Source organism: Mesoterricola sp. JemC181, from assembly GCF_055384585.1.
Genome location: NZ_AP045076.1, coordinates 1,192,763 through 1,213,580 on the forward strand (window position 1 = coordinate 1,192,763; position 20,818 = coordinate 1,213,580).

General features: G+C 55.5%; 16 protein-coding genes. 7 read left to right on the plus strand and 9 right to left on the minus strand.

Annotated elements, in window-relative coordinates:
- Window positions 1–5: 5 nt before the first annotated feature.
- Window positions 6–1,412: an HNH endonuclease gene (locus ACZ5MC_RS05315; RefSeq protein ID WP_464517209.1), complete on the minus strand. Its 1,407-nt coding sequence runs from the start codon at window positions 1,410–1,412 to the stop codon at window positions 6–8.
- 78 nt (window positions 1,413–1,490) lie between these two features.
- Between ACZ5MC_RS05315 and ACZ5MC_RS05320 the strand changes: the two genes are divergently transcribed.
- The gene (locus ACZ5MC_RS05320) at window positions 1,491–1,724 is read left to right on the plus strand and encodes a DUF3024 domain-containing protein (protein WP_464517210.1); all 234 of its coding nucleotides are present in this window, start codon (window positions 1,491–1,493) and stop codon (window positions 1,722–1,724) included.
- Window positions 1,725–1,862: 138 nt separating this feature from the next.
- On the opposite strand, the gene ACZ5MC_RS05325 is transcribed toward ACZ5MC_RS05320, so the two are convergent.
- Entirely contained in the window at window positions 1,863–2,852 is a 990-nt protein-coding gene (locus ACZ5MC_RS05325; RefSeq protein WP_464517211.1) for an IS3 family transposase, read from the minus strand.
- Window positions 2,846–3,115 (minus strand): transposase, encoded by a 270-nt coding sequence (locus ACZ5MC_RS05330; protein ID WP_464517212.1) that lies wholly within the window; start codon window positions 3,113–3,115, stop codon window positions 2,846–2,848. Before ACZ5MC_RS05330 ends, ACZ5MC_RS05325 begins: the two co-directional genes overlap by 7 nt.
- A gap of 190 nt (window positions 3,116–3,305) precedes the next feature.
- Here ACZ5MC_RS05330 and ACZ5MC_RS05335 point away from each other — a divergent pair, with 190 nt between their 5' ends.
- The 3 genes from ACZ5MC_RS05335 to ACZ5MC_RS05345 are packed head-to-tail and all read left to right on the plus strand — an operon-like array spanning window position 3,306 to window position 10,942.
- Window positions 3,306–6,449 carry a helicase-related protein gene (locus ACZ5MC_RS05335; RefSeq protein WP_464517213.1) on the plus strand — a complete coding sequence of 1,048 codons (3,144 nt, stop codon included), beginning with the start codon at window positions 3,306–3,308 and terminating at the stop codon, window positions 6,447–6,449.
- A 32-nt stretch (window positions 6,450–6,481) separates the two neighbouring features.
- Complete coding sequence (locus ACZ5MC_RS05340; protein WP_464517214.1) at window positions 6,482–9,895, plus strand: type ISP restriction/modification enzyme; 3,414 nt, start codon at window positions 6,482–6,484, stop codon at window positions 9,893–9,895.
- A gap of 18 nt (window positions 9,896–9,913) precedes the next feature.
- Window positions 9,914–10,942 carry a hypothetical protein gene (locus ACZ5MC_RS05345; RefSeq protein WP_464517215.1) on the plus strand — a complete coding sequence of 343 codons (1,029 nt, stop codon included), beginning with the start codon at window positions 9,914–9,916 and terminating at the stop codon, window positions 10,940–10,942.
- Between the two features lie 466 nt (window positions 10,943–11,408).
- On the opposite strand, the gene ACZ5MC_RS05350 is transcribed toward ACZ5MC_RS05345, so the two are convergent.
- From ACZ5MC_RS05350 to ACZ5MC_RS05365, 4 genes are all read right to left on the minus strand, one after another.
- On the minus strand, window positions 11,409–11,966 hold the full coding sequence (locus ACZ5MC_RS05350; RefSeq protein WP_464517216.1) for a recombinase family protein: 558 nt from the start codon (window positions 11,964–11,966) through the stop codon (window positions 11,409–11,411).
- 210 nt (window positions 11,967–12,176) lie between these two features.
- Window positions 12,177–12,824, minus strand: coding sequence for a hypothetical protein (locus tag ACZ5MC_RS05355; RefSeq protein ID WP_464517217.1), 648 nt, complete (start codon window positions 12,822–12,824; stop codon window positions 12,177–12,179).
- A 118-nt stretch (window positions 12,825–12,942) separates the two neighbouring features.
- Entirely contained in the window at window positions 12,943–13,422 is a 480-nt protein-coding gene (locus tag ACZ5MC_RS05360) for a type II toxin-antitoxin system VapC family toxin (protein WP_464517218.1), read from the minus strand.
- Entirely contained in the window at window positions 13,419–14,336 is a 918-nt protein-coding gene (locus ACZ5MC_RS05365) for a hypothetical protein (RefSeq protein ID WP_464517219.1), read from the minus strand. The genes ACZ5MC_RS05360 and ACZ5MC_RS05365 overlap by 4 nt, the downstream gene beginning before the upstream one ends.
- 404 nt (window positions 14,337–14,740) lie before the next feature.
- Here ACZ5MC_RS05365 and ACZ5MC_RS05370 point away from each other — a divergent pair, with 404 nt between their 5' ends.
- The 3 genes from ACZ5MC_RS05370 (at window position 14,741) to ACZ5MC_RS05380 (ending at window position 18,105) form a co-directional block, all read left to right on the plus strand.
- The gene (locus ACZ5MC_RS05370) at window positions 14,741–16,666 is read left to right on the plus strand and encodes an ATP-binding protein (RefSeq protein WP_464517220.1); all 1,926 of its coding nucleotides are present in this window, start codon (window positions 14,741–14,743) and stop codon (window positions 16,664–16,666) included.
- Window positions 16,663–17,424 carry a hypothetical protein gene (locus ACZ5MC_RS05375; protein WP_464517221.1) on the plus strand — a complete coding sequence of 254 codons (762 nt, stop codon included), beginning with the start codon at window positions 16,663–16,665 and terminating at the stop codon, window positions 17,422–17,424. Before ACZ5MC_RS05370 ends, ACZ5MC_RS05375 begins: the two co-directional genes overlap by 4 nt.
- Window positions 17,425–17,766: 342 nt before the next feature.
- Complete coding sequence (locus ACZ5MC_RS05380) at window positions 17,767–18,105, plus strand: hypothetical protein (protein ID WP_464517222.1); 339 nt, start codon at window positions 17,767–17,769, stop codon at window positions 18,103–18,105.
- A 161-nt stretch (window positions 18,106–18,266) separates the two neighbouring features.
- On the opposite strand, the gene ACZ5MC_RS05385 is transcribed toward ACZ5MC_RS05380, so the two are convergent.
- Both ACZ5MC_RS05385 and ACZ5MC_RS05390 read right to left on the minus strand, forming a co-directional pair.
- Entirely contained in the window at window positions 18,267–19,457 is a 1,191-nt protein-coding gene (locus ACZ5MC_RS05385; RefSeq protein WP_464517223.1) for a tyrosine-type recombinase/integrase, read from the minus strand.
- Window positions 19,458–20,065: 608 nt separating this feature from the next.
- Window positions 20,066–20,548, minus strand: a complete 483-nt coding sequence (locus ACZ5MC_RS05390) for a caspase family protein (RefSeq protein WP_464517224.1) — start codon at window positions 20,546–20,548, stop codon at window positions 20,066–20,068.
- Between the last annotated feature and the right edge of the window lie 270 nt (window positions 20,549–20,818).

Here is a 20,818-nt window from a genome sequence, read left to right on the forward strand (position 1 = left end):
CCCCGTCAGCCTTGTCCCAGCAGCAACCGCTCTTTTAGCTGGGGTCCGTTCGTCCCCTGGTGAATTTCCCTGTGGCAGTTCGGACACAACCCTCGGGCGTTCTCAACCGTGTCAGGCCCACTCTCCGACAGGTGGATGATGTGGTGAACCTCCAGGAACGGCTCCCCCTTTGAATCAACGAATGGAGCCCTCTGGCCGCATAACTCGCAGGTTCCCCGCGCCCGATCCAGAACCCATCGGACTACTTTGGGATCTCGCTCGTAGGAACCTTTGCTTCCCTGGTTCTTCTTCGGATTTGGATTTCCCGGGGGCGGCTCGCTGCCGAGTTTGCCCTTCAATGCCTCCACAGCGGCTGCCAGGACATCAGGGTCTGCAGTCGGTTTGTGGCTGGTGGCTCCGATCAACGCCTTCAGCCTTGGGATGAGAGTCGCGTCCTCAATCCCCGTCTGGAGTTCACTGATGAGCGCAACGCGGTCCACCAGCTTCACGAGTTGCGACCTGCTCTTCGGACGAACCCGCCAATCGAATTCCACAGGACCGGATGCAGACATGAGGTGCCAGATATTGGCCCCAGAAGCCAAGTGGACGAATGGCTCCCACGCCATCCCGGTTGCCCCCTCGCCTATGCTGGCTTGCAACGCATCGAACCGGATCTCAAGCTTGTCAAACGGTATAGCCTGGGGAGTGACTTCACCTTCCTGGATGAGTTCGAGAGCGGCGATCAAGGCGACCGGCATGTATGTGTGAGGGCTCTTGTGCGTACGGACCCGATTGATGGCCAAATCCCAGGGTGAGTCTTTAGGAACTCGGCAGGATCTCAGGGCAATTACCTTCCCACGTGCTCCGTCCCGATCGGTCCAGTACTGGTCAAAGACCTCCTTGAGCAGCTGCTGCTTATTGGCAGCCTCGTTGATGGGCTTCTCTGCCCGGGGCCTGGGATCACAGGCGGAGACATTCTGGAGCTTGAACTCAACAGCCTTGGCTGTCCTGCCAATGAGACCAGAGACCTCCTCGTACAGCCTCTTCTTAACGAGGGTGCGGTTTCGATCCATCTCGTCATAGGCCCAGACAGCGAGAAGGCATTCCTCCTGGCTCCAGTCCTGGTTCTTCATGATGATCTTGAATTTGAGCTTTTCGAGAAAGCCGTTGGCCTCCTCCCCGCCACTGAAATCAGCGGCACTCAGTTCGTTCCCCGTTGCATACTTCCCTGCGATGGAAAGGATGAGTTTGGGCGGGAACGGCTCACCGTCCACGATGACTAGGAACTTGTTTGGTTCTCGCCCCTTGGGGGTTCCCGTGGCGCGGATCTCAGCCGCAGCTTGGCGGACGTTGTCTGTAGTAATGGTCAATGGGATCATGATCATTACATTATCCCTGATGAGGCCCAGTGGGTAATCATGGAGTTGCACCATTTCCGTTCCCGCCGCGCTCAAGCAGACCGTTGACCAGGAGGTCACCGCTTACTGTGAGCGCAAGGTGCTGGTCCACCAATGGTGTGGAAGCCGGGTCACCCTTATCGAGCAGCGTCCCCAGTGGAATGCCCGGCCACATGGGTGGACAGCCCTGTCGCCCAGTTCCGGTTCCACGGGGAGGAGAGCGACTGGACCCTTAATTGGGACCGGAACCAGCGGTGGCACCTGTTCGAGGAGAACCCCGGCTCCAGGAGCTTCACCCGCCTTCTGGCGGAGGTGGACCAGGACCCTACGGGAATCTTCTGGGGCTAAAACTTTCTGATCCCTACGGTGGAGCCAATCCAAACCGCACTCAGGGTTGGTCTTCCCCCAAATTGCAGGCCAAAAGAAGAGTTGGGATCGGGGGTTTGGGTTGAGAATTAAGGTGTTCTCGTAGTCTGAGGGCCGGGCTCATGATACCTTCTCCCCCGCCTGGACGGAGGATAGAGCGCCGGAGGGATCCGACTCGAGCGCCGATCCAGGGCCACCGAACGGTGGGGGCTGGATTCGTCCAGCCCTTGTTCGTCGTGCACCGGGGGTGGCCCAAGGCGATAAATCCCGGGGGTCCGGGGGCAGAGCCCCCGAAGCGCAGATGGCCGCGAATTCATTGGGCGTGTGGTAGCCGAGGGAGGAGTGGGGATGTTCCTCGTTGAAGCGGCGACTGAAGGACTTGGCGATGACCCTGGCCTCGGCGACGCCGTGAAAGGTCTCACCGGCCAGGCATTCCTCCCGGAATCGGGCATTGAAGCTCTCTGCGAACGCGTTCTGCCAAGGCTTCCCAGGGGCGATCAGGTGCGTCCCGATGGCCAGGTCCTTCAGCCACAGGGCGACATCATTGCCAATGAACTCCGACCCGTTATCGCTGCGAATGAACTCGGGCGCGCCCCGCTCGGCGATCACCCTAGCCAGGACATCACGGACATGAAGGCCGCGGAAGGTGCGGCCCACCTCGATGGCCAGCGACTGCCGGGTGTACTCATCCTCCAGGGTGAGGAACTTCAGCTGGCTGCCGCCAAGGGTCCAGGCGAAGACGAAGTCGTAGGTCCAGACGTGATTCGGACGCTCGGCCATCTGCGGGACCACCTCCCCGGTGCGCATTTTCTTCCGCCGGGACCGCCGAGTGAGCTGCAGGCCGAGCTTCTGCCAGAGCCGGGCCACAGCTTTGTGATTCACGACCACGTTGGCGCGGCGGAGCAGCGCCCAGATGCGGTTCTGGCCCCAGCGCGGGTGCTCCGCACTCAGGGCTCGAATCTTTGGTGCCAGGTGGTCCTGAGGCTTGGGACGCACCTGGTAGCGCATCCCAGCCCTGGAAATGCCCAGCAGGACGACGATCCGCCGCTCGGGGATTCGGTGGGCTTTCAGCACCCTCGCGCCCTCTCGCTTCTGCGGGGTGCTCACCATTTTTTTCGGAGAAGCTCCTTCATGGCGTCGATCTCGACATCCCGCTGGCCAAGGAGTCGCAGGAGCCGGGCGTTCTCCTTTTCCAGGTCCTTCAGCCGGCGAACGTCAGAAGTCGTGCTCCCGCCGAATTTCCGCCTCCAACGGTAAAACGATGTCTCAGTCACTCCTGCCTCCCGGCACAGGTCAGCAACGGATTTCTGGCCTTTCTCTGCCTCCCGGAGGAGGGCGACGATCTGCTCGTCGGACAGCTTGGGCGGACGCATTCAGGGGCTCCTTGTTCAAGGATGACCCCAACCTTTCATGCGGTCTGCACATTTGGGGGAAGACCAGGGTTGCATTGCCATGCCTCCTCAAAGATGACAATGGGTGAGGGTTAGGAGGTATCATTAGCGCAACCCACTTTTTGTCGCCTTCAACCTCTCAAGGTAATAAAAAACCAGCACGGGAAATCCTATGCCTAAGGCAGTATCAAAGACCGGATCTGAACTCTTCATCGTGGACAACTCTGAAGATGACTGGAAAGTTGTCCGTTATCTTCATGATTGGTGCCAAATATCTAAAGCAATTGATATTGCGTCCGGTTTTTTTGAGATCGGAGCCTTCGTTGCTCTAAAAGAGGAGTGGCAGAAGGTCGACTCCTTCCGAATCCTCATGGGTGATCAGGTCTCCAGGAGAACCCAGAAGGCTTTTCTGCAAGCCTTGGGGCAGATGCGGGGGTGCCTCGATGACAGTCTGGAATTAGAGAAGCTGAAGAATGACTTCCTTGAAGGTGTTAATGCGATTGTTGGTGCCATCCAGAGCGGAAAGATCCAATGCCGCGTGTACAGGAAGGACCGGTTCCACGCAAAGTGCTACATCACCCATGCCCGAATGGATGTTGTAGGCTCCTTCGCCCTTGTTGGATCATCGAACTTCACGCCTTGCGGCCTTCAGAGCAACGTAGAACTAAACGTCCAGATCACAGGTGGGCAGGTTTCAGTGCTTCAGGATTGGTATGAGAAGCATTGGAATGAAGCAGAGGATGTCACTCCGGAGGTGCTAGAGGTTATCGACAGGCACGTAAAGGATTACCTGCCTTTCGACATTTATGCGAAATCGCTCCAGGAGTTCTTCCGGGGGCATGAGATGACAGCCACAGAATGGGAGCAGAACGAGTCGAAAATCTATCCCATCCTCGCGACCTATCAGAAACAGGGGTATCACGGCCTTTTGAAACACGCTCAGGTTTACAACGGTGCCTTTCTCTGTGACGGCGTTGGCCTCGGAAAGACCTTCATTGGGCTGATGCTAATCGAGCGACTCATCATTCTGGACCGGAAAAATGTAGTGCTATTCGTCCCAAAATCAGGCAGGAAGGCTGTATGGGAAGCAAAACTTCGCCAGTATCTTCCACATCTTTTCGGAAAGTATAGCCGCCTGGAAATTTTCAACCACACCGACCTCATGCGCAAGGGCGACTGGCAAGAAGACCTTCGGACGGTTGCAGAACGGGCAGATGTTGTGATCATTGACGAGGCCCATAACTTCCGGAATACAGGTACGAAGGGGAGTGACCTTGAAGAGCGACAATCTCGCTACTGGAGGCTCTTTGACCTTATTCAGGACAAGACCGTATTCATGCTCACCGCTACACCGGTGAACAATCAACTCACTGACCTGCTCCACATGATCGAATTGTTTTCGCGGCAACGCCAAAACTACTTCAGTCGACTTGGTATTCACAACCTGCAAGCCCATTTCCGACAAATGGAGCGGCAAATCGATAAAGCTATATTGGGCACCAAGAATGATGAGGAGGTTCCTGCCGAGGTCAACGCACTAGATGCCAGTCGAGTCCTGGGTTCAGATGCTCTGTTCCAGGAACTCGTGGTCCAGCGGAGCCGGAGCTACGTACGAAAGAGTGTCGCTAGCGAAGACGGCAGCAATGTGCTCTTCCCGAGTCCAAAGGAACCAAAAGTCCAGCCCTACTCCGTAAAGCAAACCTACGGCAAACTCCTGGAAATGCTGGAGGATGCCTTCGCAAAGAAGGACCCACTGTTCTCGTTGGCCATTTACTTCCCACTGGCTTACTACAAAGGCAAGGACGCCGACAAGATCGCTGCCTTCGATCGAGGCCGTCAGGAACAGGTGGTTCGATTAATCCGCACCGCCTTCCTCAAGCGGTTCGAAAGTTCGGTAGAGGCTTTCCGCATGTCTTGTTGGCGACTCCTGAAGAAACTCCTGGCCTGGGCCGAAGTTCATGCATCAGATCCACGCGCCCACGCTCGAATCGAACGATGGAAGCGCCAGAATGAAGCACTGCTTGGGTCCTCGGCGAGTGCGGAACAGCGCCTCAATGGATTGGAGGAGGATGAAGACGCTGATCTCCTTGGTCAGGCTGACATCGATGCGGTTGAGAAACTGAACCCCGAAGAATTCGATATCGACGCCATCCTTGACGAGACTCTGCTGGATCTCGATCAGATCGTGAAGTTTCTTGAATTCCTAAAGAACTTCAAATCGTCCCAGGATAAAAAGCTGAATGCCCTCAAGCAACTCCTGAAGAAGGACACCGTGCTGAGCAAGCACAAGGTCATCATCTTTACCGAGTTTATGGATACGGCGAAATACCTCTACAGGGAACTCAAGGATGAGGTGAGCGGCCTGGAAGAGATCGACGGCCAGAACTCCGATCGTTACGAAGTCATTACTCGCTTTGCCCCATACTACAACGGCACTTCAAGCCTCGACTTGGCAGCGCAGCGCCTCGAAGAGATTCGGGTGCTGATCTCTACGGATGTCCTTTCAGAGGGCCTCAATCTCCAGGACGCGACCCGTCTCATTAACTACGACCTACATTGGAACCCCGTCCGGCTCATGCAGCGGATCGGTCGTATTGATCGCCGTATGGACCCCAATGTTGAGGCTCGCATTATTGCCGACCATCCCGATGAGAAGAAACTCAGGGGTGAGGTGGGCTATTGGAATTTCCTTCCTCCGGACGAATTGGACGATTTGTTGCGGCTGTACAAGACAGTCTCAAAGAAAACTCTCCGCATCAGCAAGACCTTCGGTATTGAGGGGAAGAAACTCCTCACTCCTGAGGACGACTTTGAGGAACTCAAGAATTTCCACGAGGCGTATGAAGGCACTCTATCCCCTCTGGAATCCATGCACCTGGAATACCAGGACCTCCTAAAACAGAACCCCGATCTGGAAAAACATCTGAACGCGCTTCCCAGCAAGGTTTTCAGCGGGAAAGAACACCCGCAGCCAGGGACGCGAGCAGTCTTCTTCTGCTATGCCCTTCCTGCTAAGGCCCAAATCCAGGGAGGCCCGGAGGATGAAGAGGAGAAGTGGAGCATCGAGGCCGGTCGTGTTCAGTGGTATCTCTACGATCTTGAAAAGGGCAAGGACAAGATCCTGGAAGAGCCGACTGAAATCCTACATGCAATTCGTTGCCTACCATCAACGCCGCGCAAGGTCGTTGGCCCCAAACTTAAACTTTCCGAAATCCGGGCTGAGGTCGACAAATTCATCAAGAACGATTACCTAAAAAGAGTCCAGGCTCCCATTGGCGTTAAGCCAGTACTTCGCGCTTGGATGGAACTCAACTGAGAGTAGGAAAACACAAGCGTTTGGAGTTGGCCGTGGCATTCGATGACATTCAACGTCTCCGTTCAATCAGGACCTTTCCATCTTTGGTGAAATATCTGAGGGACGAACTGGACTGGCCTATCGAGTCCGATGACACGGAAGAACTCACATTTGAATACGACCCAGAAGAACTAGGCATTGATCCCAAGACGGCGGCCAAAATCCTGGAAATTAAGCAGCTTCGCCCGATGGATATGCAGCAGCCATGGGGAATTTTCTTTGTGAAATTCGAACCCAAGCACCTTCCAGTCGTTGTGCTTCGAAAAATTCTTAACCAACTTGTAATCAAGAAACGGGTGTCTTCTGGTAAGTCAACCCAGGCCGCGTGGAAACTCCATGATCTCTTGTTCATTTCCAGCTACGGGGAGCGCGAGGAGCGACAGATTACTTTCGCCCACTTTACCCAGGACCTTGCAGGGAAAGACCTTCCCACTTTGAGGGTGTTGGGTTGGGATGGACGCGATACCCCCCTCCACATTGACGAGGTTGTTCAGACCCTAAAAACCAACTTCCGATGGCCCAGAACGTTCAATGCCGAGGAGGTCAGGGAACGGTGGTCCACCGCCTTCTCCGATCGTTATCGAGAGGTGATCACCACCGCAAGCGGTCTGGCGGAGCGGCTGGCGCTTCTGGCCAGCAGGATTCGGGATCAAGTCCTTGAGGTTATGTCGTACGAGACCGAGAAAGGTGCTATCCGGCAACTCTATGCCGCCTTTCGTACGGGGCTTGTCCACGATTTGGAGCGTAAGGACTTCGCGGACATGTATGCCCAAACCATCGCCTACGGCCTATTGTCAGCTCGCATCTCGGACCCCACTAAGACGACTCTGGATGACTTCGCTGCGCACATGCGCACCAATCCTTTCCTGCGGGAGTTGATGGAGACCTTCCTACGCATCGGGGGCCGGAAGGGGAAGGCAGGTGGCCCTGGCATCGACTTTGACGAGTTGGGTGTCTCGGAAGTGGTCGCTCTGCTGGATGAAACCAATATGGAAGCTGTAGTCCGGGATTTCGGGGACCGGAATCCTTCCGATGATCCGGTCATTCACTTTTACGAACACTTCTTGTCTGCCTATGACAAGCAGCTTAAAGTCAGCCGAGGCGTGTTCTACACACCGCAACCCGTAGTCTCCTATATTGTCCGCAGCGTCCATGAACTCCTCCGGACAGAGTTCGGCCTGGAGGATGGGCTCGCGGATACGACCACCTGGGGCGAGATTCTGAAGAGGCACAACGGCCTGAAACTGCCGCCACTCACTGACGAACCGGGAGAGAAACGGACCATTTCGCTTGACGAGCCCTTCGTCCAGATCCTTGACCCGGCGACCGGTACTGCCACCTTCCTGGTTGAAGCCATAGAAGTGATCCATCAGACCCTTCGGGCAAAATGGCAACAACAGCGACTCACCGAAGTGCAGCAGGTGGAGTTGTGGAACGACTACGTGCCGAAGCACCTCCTGCCCCGTGTCCACGCCTTCGAACTGATGATGGCCCCTTACGCCATCGCTCACATGAAAATTGGCCTCAAACTTGCCGAGAGTGGCTACCGTTTTGGCACGGAAGAACGTGCAAGAATTTACCTCACAAATGCGCTAGAACCTTGGGTGAACCAACTACCACTCATGGGCTTTGATGCTCTTGCACACGAAGCTAGCGAAGTGAACGACATTAAACGCTACAAACGTTTCACCGTTATCATTGGAAACCCACCGTATTCCAATTTCGGTAAGCTCAATAAAAATCCATTCATTCTCGGCCTACTGGAAGACTACAAACGTGGCTTGGATGAGAAAAAAATCAACCTCGATGACGACTTCATTAAATTCATGCGCATATCGCAATCATATATCGAGGCAGCGCAATCTGGTATTCTTGGATTCATCACCAATAACGTATTTCTCGACGGCATGACCCATCGCCGGATGCGCAAGTCGCTTCTAGAATCATTTCAGCTTGTACGGCTTCTCGATCTTCATGGAAGCGCAAAAAAACTTGAAACATCGCGAGCTATCGGTAAGGAAGAGAATGTCTTCGACATACAGCAAGGCGTTTCAATTGGCCTCTATGTTCGAAATCAAATGCTACCTTCGACCAGTACAGCCCAAGCCGATCTCTGGGGATCGCGGGAGTCAAAATATCGATCTCTCGATTCGAGTGATGCAACAACTACCGAATGGAAGGCATTGAAGCCGGAAGGACCACACTTCTTTTTCGTCCCTAAGGATTTTCTGAATGGTGCAGAGTACCCCAAATTTACAGGCCTCACGGACATTTTCATGGTATATCAAAATGGACTTAAGACTGACCGTGATGATCTGTTTTTCGATTTCAATCGTGACGAATTAGAAATGCGGATAAAAACTTTTTACACCAAAAATTATGGAGATGATTTTGTTGAGCGATTCGGAATCCATGCTTCATCGAGTTACGATATTGAAGCACGACGTGACCAAACCAAATTTTCGCAAACCAATATCCACCAGTGTCTCTACCGACCATTTGATTTCCGATGGCTCTACTATGATCCAAACCTGACGAGTCGACCAGCATTCAAGGTGATGCGTCATCAACTTGCAGGAGAAAACCTAGCTCTTGTCTGCCTCAAACAAACTCGGCGGAGCGAACAAGGCACGTTCTTTGTTGGTTCAAATCTTATCAACAAGGACGCAGTATCATTGTTCGACATAGGAACAGTGATCCCATTATATCTATATGATGAAATGACCATCTCAAACGCAGGACATCAACATCTTGACTTCCAGGGAGGCCATTCAAAACGGCCTAATTTTACTGCTTCCTTTATAGAATCTCTGGCTTCGAAATTGCAAGTCCAACAGGAAGGCACACATAACTTACCCAAAGGGCTTACTCCTGAAGAAGTATTTTGCTATGTGTATGCCATATTTCACAGTCCATGCTACCGAAGCCGCTATTCGGAGTTTCTGAAGATCGATTTCCCGCGTATACCATTGACGTGGAGTTGGGATTTGTTCCGTACAATCGCCAAACTCGGCGGCGAACTCACCGCCCTTCACTTGCTGAAATCACCATTGCTCGCCCGGCCTATTCCCGAGTTCATCGGTAGCCGCCATCCCGAAGTCGAAAAGACTTCTTGGTCGCACAACACCGTGTGGATAGATAAGCTCCTGACTACCGGCTTTAAGGGAGTGACTGAAAAGGTCTGGAACTACCATGTCGGTGGCTATCACGTTTGCGAAAAATGGCTCAAGGACAGGAAAGGCCGTGTGCTTTCTAGCGATGATATCAAGCACTACCAAAAGATTGTTTCCGCCATCTCGGAAACTATCCGCCTAATGTCAAAAATCGATGAGGTCATCGACGATTTTGGAGGCTGGCCGGGTGCTTTTACAACCATATCTGGCTCAAAACCAACTAAGTCCTTTTAATGGGAAGGAACGCCTCAAGTGGCCTTCCCAGATAAAACACAGAGGGTTGTCACCTCGGATGCTCTGGTCCATGCCCCAAAGGAACTTGGTCCCCATGTAGTCATCCTCGGTGCAGGTGCCAGTCGGGCAGCGTTCCCCCGTGGAGATGCAAAAGGGAAGCAGCTTCCCATTATGAACGACCTAGTAGAAGTGGTTGGGCTGGCCCCGCTCCTCCAAGCACATGGTGTCTCCTTTCAGTCTCGAAACTTCGAGTCCCTCTATGCGGACCTTTGTGAGGACCCTAGGAAGGCGCTCCTCCGGTCAGAATTGGAAGACCGCATCCAGAAGTATTTTTCTACCTTGGAGATGCCTGGTACCGTGACACTCTACGACCGGCTCTTGCTATCCCTTCGAGGTAAGGACGCGGTTCTGACCTTCAATTGGGACCCGTTCCTATTCGATGCCTGGGTGAGGAATCGGAACCTTGATCCTCCGTCCATATATTTCCTGCATGGGAACGTCCGGGTTCGATGCTGCGCTGAACACCCCCATCGTTGGGGGAATTTCGGAGTTTGCGATCAGTGCAGCAAACCCTGGGAGGCCACACCACTCCTTTTCCCGGTTGAGAAAAAGAACTATGATGGGAATCCCTTCATTAAGATGCACTGGAAATCAGGGCTTGAGATGGTCCGGCGTTCGTTCACGGTAACGGTTTTCGGCTACGGTGCCCCTACATCGGATAAATCTGCGGTTGGCTTACTCCGTGAGGCATACCTGGGCCTATCTAATAGAGAGATCGAGCACTTCGAGGTTATTGATATTCAGAATGCCGAAGCGTTGAGCAAGACCTGGGCCCCCTTTGTCCCAACCCTTCACTTGCACATCCGTAATTCGTTCGCTGATTCCTGGATGGGGCGTTACCCGCGCAGGACTTGCGAAGGCATACTTTGGCCAATGACCGAGGGAATCCCTGTCGAAACATATGAAATGCCAGATTTGCTGGATCTTGTGGCTCTCCAGGGCTGGGCTTCAAAGATGAAAAGGTATGAGGGTCAACGGTCCAGTTAGGTTGAAAGTGGGTTACTGAACAATTATTGCGGTAGAAATTGGACCCTGACGCGGCATCGTTATCCGGGCCGAAATTCAAGAACCCGAAAACGAACTTTGGCTCCCTTTGTTGAGCCCCCGTCTTATGGGTGCCAGGAGTACTCCATGCTGAAGTGCAACCTCTGCGGCTTGATCCTGCCCTGCCCAGCCTGTGAGCACCGCCATGGACACCCGAAGCCGGGCCACTGCGCCGATTGTGGCCGCCCGGTCACAATCGGCGCTTCGCGGTGCCGCAGGTGCCACGGACGGAGAATCGTTAAGAGGCTTGCGTACCCAACGAAGATCGAATGGCCCCAGGCTGATCGACTCGATGAACTCGTCAGCGTCCTCGGCATGGCGGAGACCGCGAGGCACTTGGGCGTGAGTCGGGCCTCTGTCCGAAGGATGTATCTTCGAAGGTGCATCCTAGGACAAATCGAGCTTCAAGCTACTCCATCGCGGTAGCCGGAACCCACCGGTACAGCGTAGGAACCGACACGCCGAGGTTCTTCGCCACATCCTTGGGCAAAACGCCGGACCGGAGCAGGTGCTTCGCTGCGTCTACCTTCCCGGCGTCCATCTTCCGCTTGCGACCACCGATGCGCCCGACCTTCCTTGCCGCCTGGAGCCCTGCGATGGTGCGCTCAGCGATCAGTTCCCTCTCCATCTGGGCCAGGGACGCCATCACGTGGAAGAAGAACCGCCCCGCCGGGGTTGAGGTGTCGATCTGGTCGGTCAGGCTCTTGAAGTGGACATTCCGGGTGGCCAGTTCCGCCACCATGTCCACCAGCCCCTTAACGCTGCGCCCGAGGCGATCCAGCTTCCAGACCACCAGGGTGTCACCTGCCCGAAGGTGGGACATGGCCTCTATCAACGCTGGACGATCCATCCGGGTTCCAGTCATCTGGTCCTGAAACGTCCTCTCGCACCCGGCCCTCTCCAGAGCGTCCGTCTGAAGGAGAAGGGATTGATCGTCAGTCGAGACTCGGGCGTAGCCGATGAACATCCAGATCCTCTCGAAACTCATCTCATTGTACCAAACTGAGAATCTAGTTTCAAGAAAGGTTTTCGAGAATGGAAAAGACCTGGTTTTGTGTGCCTCGGGCCACCGACTCAGCGGGTTCTCAGAAACCGACATTTTCGATAACACATAACAGATGGTCCCCCCATGATGGGGGGAATCCCAACAGGTGTGACACCAGGTATCAGGTAGCGTCTAGGGCAGTGTACGGAGGAACCGCCTGAAGGCAGCCCAGGTCCCCCTTTTGGGCGAAGTGATCTCGACTTGGTAGACCTTGCCACGCTCTAAGATGAATGAAACCCCGATGTCGCTATATTCGATGGTCTTGGTGTAAGTATCCTTCTCGATGGACATGGAAGTAGGTGGGCCCAAACCCAGAACCTTCTCTTCCACATCAGCACAGCTGATCCCCGCAACGGGACCCCAATGTACTGGCTTCTCAGGAACCGGGAACCACCTTATGGACTTAACCAGCCCCTGCGGATCAAACTTTACATGTAGACCCGCCTTGTAATTTGGCCCGGTGTATTCCCATTCCGCGAACTCCTTGACACGCTTTCCCTTCGGGATTTTAAAGCCGGGAGCGTTGTCATCAGTATTGTAAACAGGGCATAGCCGCCAACCCTGGATGGTTTCCTCTGGCCCGATGACTTGTGTTGGAGTGCCAGCACGATAAGTCACTTCATCGCGGGAGTCACCCAGATTGATTCCCCCGAACCCGATCAACCCATGTCTGAAATCCCTGTATCGTGCTGCATAATTCAGGACACATGCTCCGAAGATGATCACAGCAACTGCCAAGATGATGCGTTTGAGTAATTTGCCTGGGCGCGAAATTGGCATCTGGACCTCTTGCTTGCTAGGATGAAATGAATATCGCATCCCTGCATTGGTTCGACAAGGACAAGGGCGGCCCAAGGTGCCAGCGTTTGAAACTGATACCTCGATGTACGTGCATTAATTAGTGCCCCTTTGGTGGCTTCCGTTTGTGCTTTGATGCAACCTTCCCTTCGGGGAGAGTGTGAAGGAACCGGTCTACCATCCCCATCTCTGACAAACCATCAAAATCCTTATCTGTGGTGACTACCAGGGCACCAACGACCTTCGCTGTTGCGGCGATCCAGTGGTCATTTTGGCCCAGAGGGTACCCTTTCTGGAGAGAAAAATTCATTAGCTCTCCGTAAACGTCCTTAATTGTTCCAGTAGTTACTGGGACAAGGACAAGTTTCCGGAGTAGTTCATGGGTTGCTTTGATCTTGGCTTCTCCCCAGTTCCATTGAGCGATGAGGGCTAACAGTTCACCTGCTGAAACCGTTGATACGAGCGGTTTGTCTTTGCGTTCATTTAGGTGATGGGTCTTGATGATCTCTTCGCCGGTGGAAGTTCCCCTCAAGATATAAACCAAGGCGCATGTATCAAGAAGAATCGGTTGGGTGGTCATCGCATCTTCCTAAGGGCGGCGATAATTTCTTCTTCTGTTTCAGTCCCTGGCCATTTCCCAAATATGGACCTTATCCCACCTTTAGCCTGAGTTTCAGTGAAGCTCTCGATCTCGATCTCGGAAAAAAGCGGTTGGGGTATGTATGAAAAAACTACGTCTTTGGGTTGGGCCGGTTCAATATCACGAGCCTCAATTCTAAGTAAGGTCTTGGATGGCCTAAAGACAGCTTCTCCATGTACAACCACCATTGTACCCCACTGTTTCTTGAGCTTCTCATCCAAGTCTGGCATGGCCACGCCCCGGATGACATGCTTGTCCTCAAGCACCAGTGCAAAGGCGTGGTCTGAGTGGCGGATTGCTTCAAGTTTCCCGTAAATTCTGCACTCCTGTGGCGCGGGTGTCTTTTGCCTGAGGGCACTGAAACTGTGAAGTGACTCCCGACTCACTTTGACTTCTCTACCATTCCGCCACTCGATGGAAGAGAATCGCTTGAATATGGGCCTTAACTCCGTATCTATTGTGTCCAATAGGCCATCGTCAAGCCACTCGCTATCGGGAGAGGTAGAAAGTGCATCCTGGATGCTGCCTTCAAGGAGTTCCAATACTGATTGGGTTGGCAACCATGAGGGCGCAAACAAAGCTGACCGGTCATCACTCTGCATGATTGGTCCCAAAGCAGGAGCTTCGAACAATAAATCTCCCGGTTCGGCCCCGTACCCTAAAAATTCAATTTCGCTCGCGTCCTTGAGCCAGCGGGGCATAGTGCCACTCGCCCTGCTCCGGCTTTCAACCCTCAATCTCAGTGCTTCCTGGCCGCCCTTTTGGAGAAAATTGAAAAGATGACGCTGAAATCCAAGGCTACGGTACTCACTGCATGAAAACTCTGGCACCCGGATGTGGTGGACCTGATTCATTGATCACCTCCGTGGCTTGATTTGGGTAGTACATCATGCCATCACCAGCTTGCCAGCGGCTGCCGCTCTCCCCTGGATCTCTTCTACTCGGTATGGGGTCACGCCGGGTCCTTAAGGCTAGTGGGTGGGTGGATTCTAAGATAATTGTATAAAGATCCCATCTCAGGCCAGTAAAATAGTAGGTGGAGTCACTTTCGGCTCCCGCCGGAGACCTGATGCCTGATGAGGAATTTGTAGCGAGCGCCGATCAAAAGTGCACTTGCCAGACATCCTCAACGCTCGGCTCCCAGCAGAACCCCGGCACCCCCACCAAGAAGCCCGGTCCACGTATCGGAACCTGCCGGAAAGCGGGTACCGCTCCGTCTCCGACTCCCGGTCGGCGGTTCAGTCTGGATCGTGGTTCTTTGGACACCTACTCCGAGGTTCTCCTGGGGTGGGTCGCAGACCGGTGCCCTGAAAGTGGCTGGGATAGCCTCATGGCCATGGCTGGGGAGTCTGGAGCACCGCCCTGGCTGAATCAGGCCGCAATGGGCCTGGACGATCAGGTGAGCCATCAGGTCTTGGCTTTGAGCTTGGCTCAATCGATCTGTCTGTATGCTGGAATCCTGGACCCACCCCTCCCAAGGGGCGAGGATCTGGAGTGCAGTCTCGTCCTCCATCACCTCGGTATGATTCCGCCGAACGGTATCCAGGAACTCGCTCATCGGCTGGCCGTGGATGCCCCGCTCCGGCAACAGGGCCTCCTGAATGTCGAGGAAACGTGGCGGCGGGGTCGCAAGAGGCAGGAATCCGAGCCATTCTCGGTCGGTAAGTTCCTTCGGACCCGGTTCAGCCTGAACCTGAACGCCCTGGAGAAGTTGCTCGGCACCAAGATCAAGGTTGTGGAAGACCAGTCCGTCACCCAGTTCCAGGATCTTGTCCTGGCTAAAGAAGTCAGGCAGACCGTGGAGGGACTGGTCCAGCATCCTCCCCAGGCAGACAAGTTGTTCACCATTCTCCTCAAGGGTGGCGAGGGCTACGGTAGGAGGACACTGGCACGGGCAATCGCCGACCACCTCGGCCAGCCTTTCAGGGAGATCAACGCCTACGCCGATCCCAGGCCGGGGTGCTGCTCAATCATCGACCTGAACAGCAATTTCGATTCTGATGACTGGGCGAAGCTCCAGGACCAGATGGGGCTCCTGTTCCTGCGCGAGGAGCAGGGAAGGTGCCGCTTCCAGACCGAGAACCTCGTGGACTTGGTCCTGGATCTCGGGGCGCTGGATGTCGCCACCATGATCCTGTTCTGCTGGAGGATCTTGAAGGACGCGGGTCCGCTCTTCAAGGATGTGGATGGGATCGAGATTGGCAGGTCGGGGATCACGCCCGGCCAGTTGGTCAATACGGTCAAACGTATCCAGGCGACCGCGAGGTGGCGGCCCTGCACCTCGGAGGAAGTGAAAGGCCAGGTGGACCGGGCCGTTCAGCAGCACGGGGCGTCCCAGCAGAAGTCCGGGTATGCCGAGGTGGTCGAACCCAAGGTGGGAATCAAGGATCTGTGTCTGACGCCGGAGGTGCTGGACAGGTTCCTGCGGGTCATCAGGAGCATCCGGGGCCGGGGGCAGATGCTGGAATCCTGGGGGATCGATACTGCTCTCACCGGCAAGGCCAAGGGCATCTGCCTGTTCCACGGCCCCTCAGGTACGGGCAAGAGCATGGCCGCTGAGGTGTTGGCCAAGGAACTGGGTGCACCTCTGTGGCGCATACAGGCCAGTGATTTGGAGAGCGCCTACGTGGGTGCCTCGGAATCCCGCCTCCACGAGTTCTTCCAGGAGGCCAAAGCCAACGGCAGGAACGCCGTCCTCCTCCTGGACGAGGCCGATTCGGTTCTTGGAGACCGGAGCAAGGCCGAAGGAAGCACCAAGAGGTATCAGGTTAGCCTCGGCAATGCGTGGCTCACTGAGTTGGACAGGTTCGAAGGCATCCTGGTGTTCACGACCAACCATGCCTCCGGGCTCGACCCGGCGATTGAACGCCGAATCCAGCATCGCCTCGAATTTCCCGAGCCTGACGCCGAGGTGAGGGCGAGGATCTGGGCCAATCTGTTCGGTAGGGCACGTGTCCCCGGCTCGGAAGCCCTTGACCTGAACGAGGTCGCGGAGCGGTTCCCCCTTTCCGGTGGCCTCGTTCGGAACGCCTTCCTGGAGGGCGTTGCCCGTGCGGTGGAGGCCGGGGCCATCAGCCAGGAGATCCTCCTGGCGGCCTGTGCGGAGGAATCCAAGTCCAGGCTGCGTGGCAAGAAGATCAAGCAGATTCGCGGCTTTGCGGCCCTCCAGGTGGAGGCGTCATGAGCCCACAACCCAAAGGAGAAACCACGACCACAACGACCAAGACCTTCGCGTTCGATCTCATGGATGACCCCCGCTATCTGGTCATCCAGCACCAAGGTTACCGGCTTCTGCTTGATACAGGCAGCCCCCTGACAATCTGGCTGCCCGGCGGCCCTCAGGGACTTGAAATGCTGGGTGGACACGTCAGTTTCATGAAGATGCCCTTCCCCAAGTCATACCTGGAGAATGGGTTCAACATCCTTGGCCTCATGGTGGATGGGATTGTCGGCATGAATGTGCTCGGCTGTTTCGCCTGGGATATCAACAGGGCTGCCGGGATCGTCAGGGCCACCCATGTCTCCCCGGTGGTAGATGGCACCGTTTGGCTGCCCATGGACGCCCAGGACGGGCCTCCTATCGTGACCTTGGGCGATGGGGCCAGGGCGATCCTGGACTCCGGTGCAGCCCTGAGCTACCGGGTGGGCGGGTCGCTGCCGGGTGCGAGGCCAGCCGAATCTGAGACGGTGTGGTCCATCCTGTTCGGGACGATCAGGACGCCGGTATGGGAAGCAGACCTTCGGCTCGGGGGTATGGGATTCACCGTCCAGTACGGGGAACTCCCCACGGAGGTGGACGGGAAACTCGCCTGGATGGAGACGGGCTGGATCGTCAGTGCCGACCTCTACCGCGCCTTCCGGGTCTTCCTGGACTTCCCGCATGGGAGGCTGGGCCTTCAGCCATTGGACTCTACCCCGTGCCAGGGGAACCCCCGTGAGTAAACCGAAGGTGGTGCCAGGATGGGTGGTCTCGCTCACTGACCTTGACCCGGAGGAACCTCGGGAGGTTGTGCGCATCCTGGACGGGGTCAGGTTCCGGGCTGAAATCCTCGAAGCCAGCACCCGGTACTGTAAGTTTCAGATCACGGAGCCGTTCCAAAGCACCGTCACCTCGGGTCCGCTTCCGCTGTTCGTGGTGGGCTGCACGGGGTTGAGTTACGTCCAGGACGGCCACGCGACCGCTCACCTGTACGGACTGATCGAACGCCACATGAGAAGCGAATTCCAGAGGCGGCAGGGGTAGCAGTGGGGAAATGAATACCGCTGCTGGATCAAGGAGCAACCATGAGGATTGCGATCGAGCACATCGGTTCCGGCCCCTACGAGGAGTCCCTCGCGGCTGTCGGGGACCAAGCGTTCAGCGAGCGCAATCTGGTCGAAGCCCTTGCTTACGCCCGGCAGATCAAGCGTGTGCTCGGGGAACCGCCGCCGGGCACCGAGTTGGGGACGGGCTCGGAGATCCTGGACGCCGCCGTGGTGCTCTGGAGCGTCCGGGTGACCTACGATAGGGACAACCCGGAGTCTGTAACCTACATGAGGCGAGTCGCGGACGGGTTGCCCTCGTGGGACATCATCAGTCTGGTCGAGTTGTCGCAACATGGCCTGAACGCAAGGGAAGGATAGAGGCCCCCGGAATGTCGCACCCCAAAGGTTTTCGAATCGTTTTCCAGGAGGGGTGGGGGTAGGGGTCGAGGAAATTCGCACAAAAAATTTGGGAATTTTGAATTTCCCGTTTTTGAACAATATTGCTGTTCAGAGTCTTGTGCGCATGGTGGTATCAGCGGCTAGATTCCCATGGCCGCTGCTATCGGCGCAGCCACCTGGGCCGCGACTTCGGTTGTCTTCCGCTTCCTGGTTTTTGCATAATATTTCATTGTGGTTTTCGGGTCAGAATGGCCAAGAACCGCTGCCATCGTCTTCGGACTCACACCTTGCTCCTCTCCTTCACTGGCCGCTAGGCTTCGGAAATCATGTACGTGGAGGTCTGTCACGTTGGCCTTCTCGCACACGAGCAACCAAGTCGTCCTCAACCCGTGCCGAGTAATGGGCTTGCCTACCCCACGTGAATTGGCGAAGTAGTAAGGGTTACCAACAACTTCGGGGAGAGTCTTCAGGAGTTCCACAACCTGAGGAGCCAGTTCGAGGCGCTTGGCCCCCTGCTGCTTCCTGCCCTTGTGATCGCGAATCAAGGCGTAACCTTCGTCCAAGAAGCAGTCCTTGTCCCTCCTGAGGCTCAGCACCTCTGAGAGGCGACCCCAGCAGAGGGCTGTCACTTTGATGGCCGCCAGCGACCAGGGTGAGCAGACTCCCTCCAAGTCCTGAATGGCCTTGCCCAAGGCTTTTAGCTCCTCATCACTGATATCTCTGACGCGAGGTTCCTCGGTATTCCGCTTGACGTGGGAGCACGGGTTGATGGTTTCGGGGCGGAGTTTCCAGAGCATGGCTTGAGTCATCATGCAGGAGAGGATCGCCAGGGCTAGATTTGCCGCCCTCGACCCCTTGATTCTGGAGTGCCATGGGATGATCTGATCACGATCCAGCTTTTTAATTTCAATTTTCCCGAGTTTTGGAAGGATATGTACTCGGATACTGTCCTTATAACCCTCCTGTGACCTCGGCGCGAGCTTAGGCAAGTAGTCCTGCTCAAACCTCTCCGCCAAATCCTTGATAGTGGCGCCTTCGTTGGTTTTCTCTCGGAGGACCTGTTCAGGATCTTCCCCTCGATCCACCTGGGCGCGGTATGCCCGTGCCAATTCCTGTGCTCGCACCAGTGGCAGATCAGCAAACGATGCTATTTTGAGCCAGCGTTTGCGGGTTTCTCTCCCTCCCATGCGGTAGAGGAAGTAGTACGTTTTGGCCCCATTCGGCGTGACTCGGAGGACCAATCCGGGTGTCTTGGGGTCCGGAATCCCTATCCTGCTAGATGGCGGTTTGAGGGCTGTAAGAGTCTTTTGATCAAACTTGGTCGTGTTCAAGCGAGGTCCCCATGAGATCATGAGTACCGAAGCCAGTGCTGCTCGATTCAGTTGGGGTTCAGGCGTACTTACGGGCTACCACCGGGCTACCACCAAGCAAAGAATTGAGGATGTTGGCAACGATCCATACAACCTATTACTCTATTTTAAACCAACACTTTACGAAAAGTTCAGAAATGTGACGATACTACCGTGGTAAAACTCGAAATCAGGTGTGCGAGTGATCGCACCGTAGGTTCGAATCCTATTCTCTCCGCCAGACCTGGCACCAAATCAGCCCTTCGGAAGGAAGGGCTGATTTCTGTCCATGCCACAGACGCGCTGCGGGCCGGAGCCGGCCCAGGCGGTGGCGTCTTTGAGCGCAAGGGTCACGATGTCCCTCCTGGGATCGGGTTCGGTGGCCAGCCTGGGATCTGAACCTGGACCCCGTGATTGCCCATTGCAAACTCATGGTTCTTGCTTATCTTCCCCTACGCACACTGACGGGTGGACGCCATGGATACGAATCGTGGTGCTCTGCTGTCCTATCGATGCGCCTGGTGCAATCGAATCTGGACGGGCAAGGGGTGGGTGTTTGAACGCCGTAAAGAGAACCATGAGATCTATTCTCATGGGATCTGCGATGAGTGCGGCGTCATCCAGCTTCGGGACGGTCTGCCCCACCTTGCCAAGAGGCCGGTTCGTTCGCCGGGGGTGGCAAACCCGCAAGGCGCCTTGGAATGAGGGCAGCCCAAATTGAGGATGAATCTCCTGCGGGACGCACGTCCCGGTGACCCGGCTACCTGATCGACTCCACCTGGTTCAGCTTGAAACTCACCTTCTCCGCCTTCCAGGTGCCCGAACTCGCGTACCGCCTTGAACATGCCCTCCCGGTCAGCGTCCAGGACGAGCCGGACCTTGAAACCGCAGTCCCGAAGGGCCGAGGCCATATCCTGGGCGTCGTGGACGGCGTTCTTCAGGGGCGTGACCCGGTAGGCCGCATTGCCGATCACCAGCGCCGCCTTCCGCTCCCCCGGGGCCTCCTCGGCCGCCTTGATGGCGATGGCCCGGGGGGGATGGCCTGCCCGGACTGCGCCGACAAGCACCCGCACGCTAGGAGGAACATGGGAATCATGACGGAATGCGACATGGGGTGCCCCTGGCCTGGATGGCTCATTCTTCCAGGATCGGTTGCCTCGGGATGGAACTTCGCCGCCGGATCCGGATCGCGGGCACCCTCCGACCCGGAGCCGATGGCCGGAGATCCGAGAACGTAATCACTAAAAACGTTTGAATTAAATTAAATACAATGCAAACAAATATAAAATTGTCAAGAATTATAATAAATTTTTAAGAAATAATCCTTGAACGATCCATGATGC

Bases quoted from the DNA above. Each gene is read 5' to 3' on its own strand.
- ACZ5MC_RS05355 (WP_464517217.1), bottom strand. From the start codon at position 12,824: ATGCCAATTTCGCGCCCAGGCAAATTACTCAAACGCATCATCTTGGCA.
- ACZ5MC_RS05325 (WP_464517211.1), bottom strand. From the start codon at position 2,852: ATGGTGAGCACCCCGCAGAAGCGAGAGGGCGCGAGGGTGCTGAAAGCC.
- ACZ5MC_RS05365 (WP_464517219.1), bottom strand. From the start codon at position 14,336: ATGAATCAGGTCCACCACATCCGGGTGCCAGAGTTTTCATGCAGTGAG.
- ACZ5MC_RS05375 (WP_464517221.1), top strand. From the start codon at position 16,663: ATGAGCCCACAACCCAAAGGAGAAACCACGACCACAACGACCAAGACC.
- ACZ5MC_RS05330 (WP_464517212.1), bottom strand. From the start codon at position 3,115: ATGCGTCCGCCCAAGCTGTCCGACGAGCAGATCGTCGCCCTCCTCCGG.
- ACZ5MC_RS05380 (WP_464517222.1), top strand. From the start codon at position 17,767: ATGAGGATTGCGATCGAGCACATCGGTTCCGGCCCCTACGAGGAGTCC.
- ACZ5MC_RS05360 (WP_464517218.1), bottom strand. From the start codon at position 13,422: ATGACCACCCAACCGATTCTTCTTGATACATGCGCCTTGGTTTATATC.
- ACZ5MC_RS05315 (WP_464517209.1), bottom strand. From the start codon at position 1,412: ATGGTGCAACTCCATGATTACCCACTGGGCCTCATCAGGGATAATGTA.
- ACZ5MC_RS05320 (WP_464517210.1), top strand. From the start codon at position 1,491: ATGGTGTGGAAGCCGGGTCACCCTTATCGAGCAGCGTCCCCAGTGGAA.
- ACZ5MC_RS05335 (WP_464517213.1), top strand. From the start codon at position 3,306: ATGCCTAAGGCAGTATCAAAGACCGGATCTGAACTCTTCATCGTGGAC.
- ACZ5MC_RS05350 (WP_464517216.1), bottom strand. From the start codon at position 11,966: ATGTTCATCGGCTACGCCCGAGTCTCGACTGACGATCAATCCCTTCTC.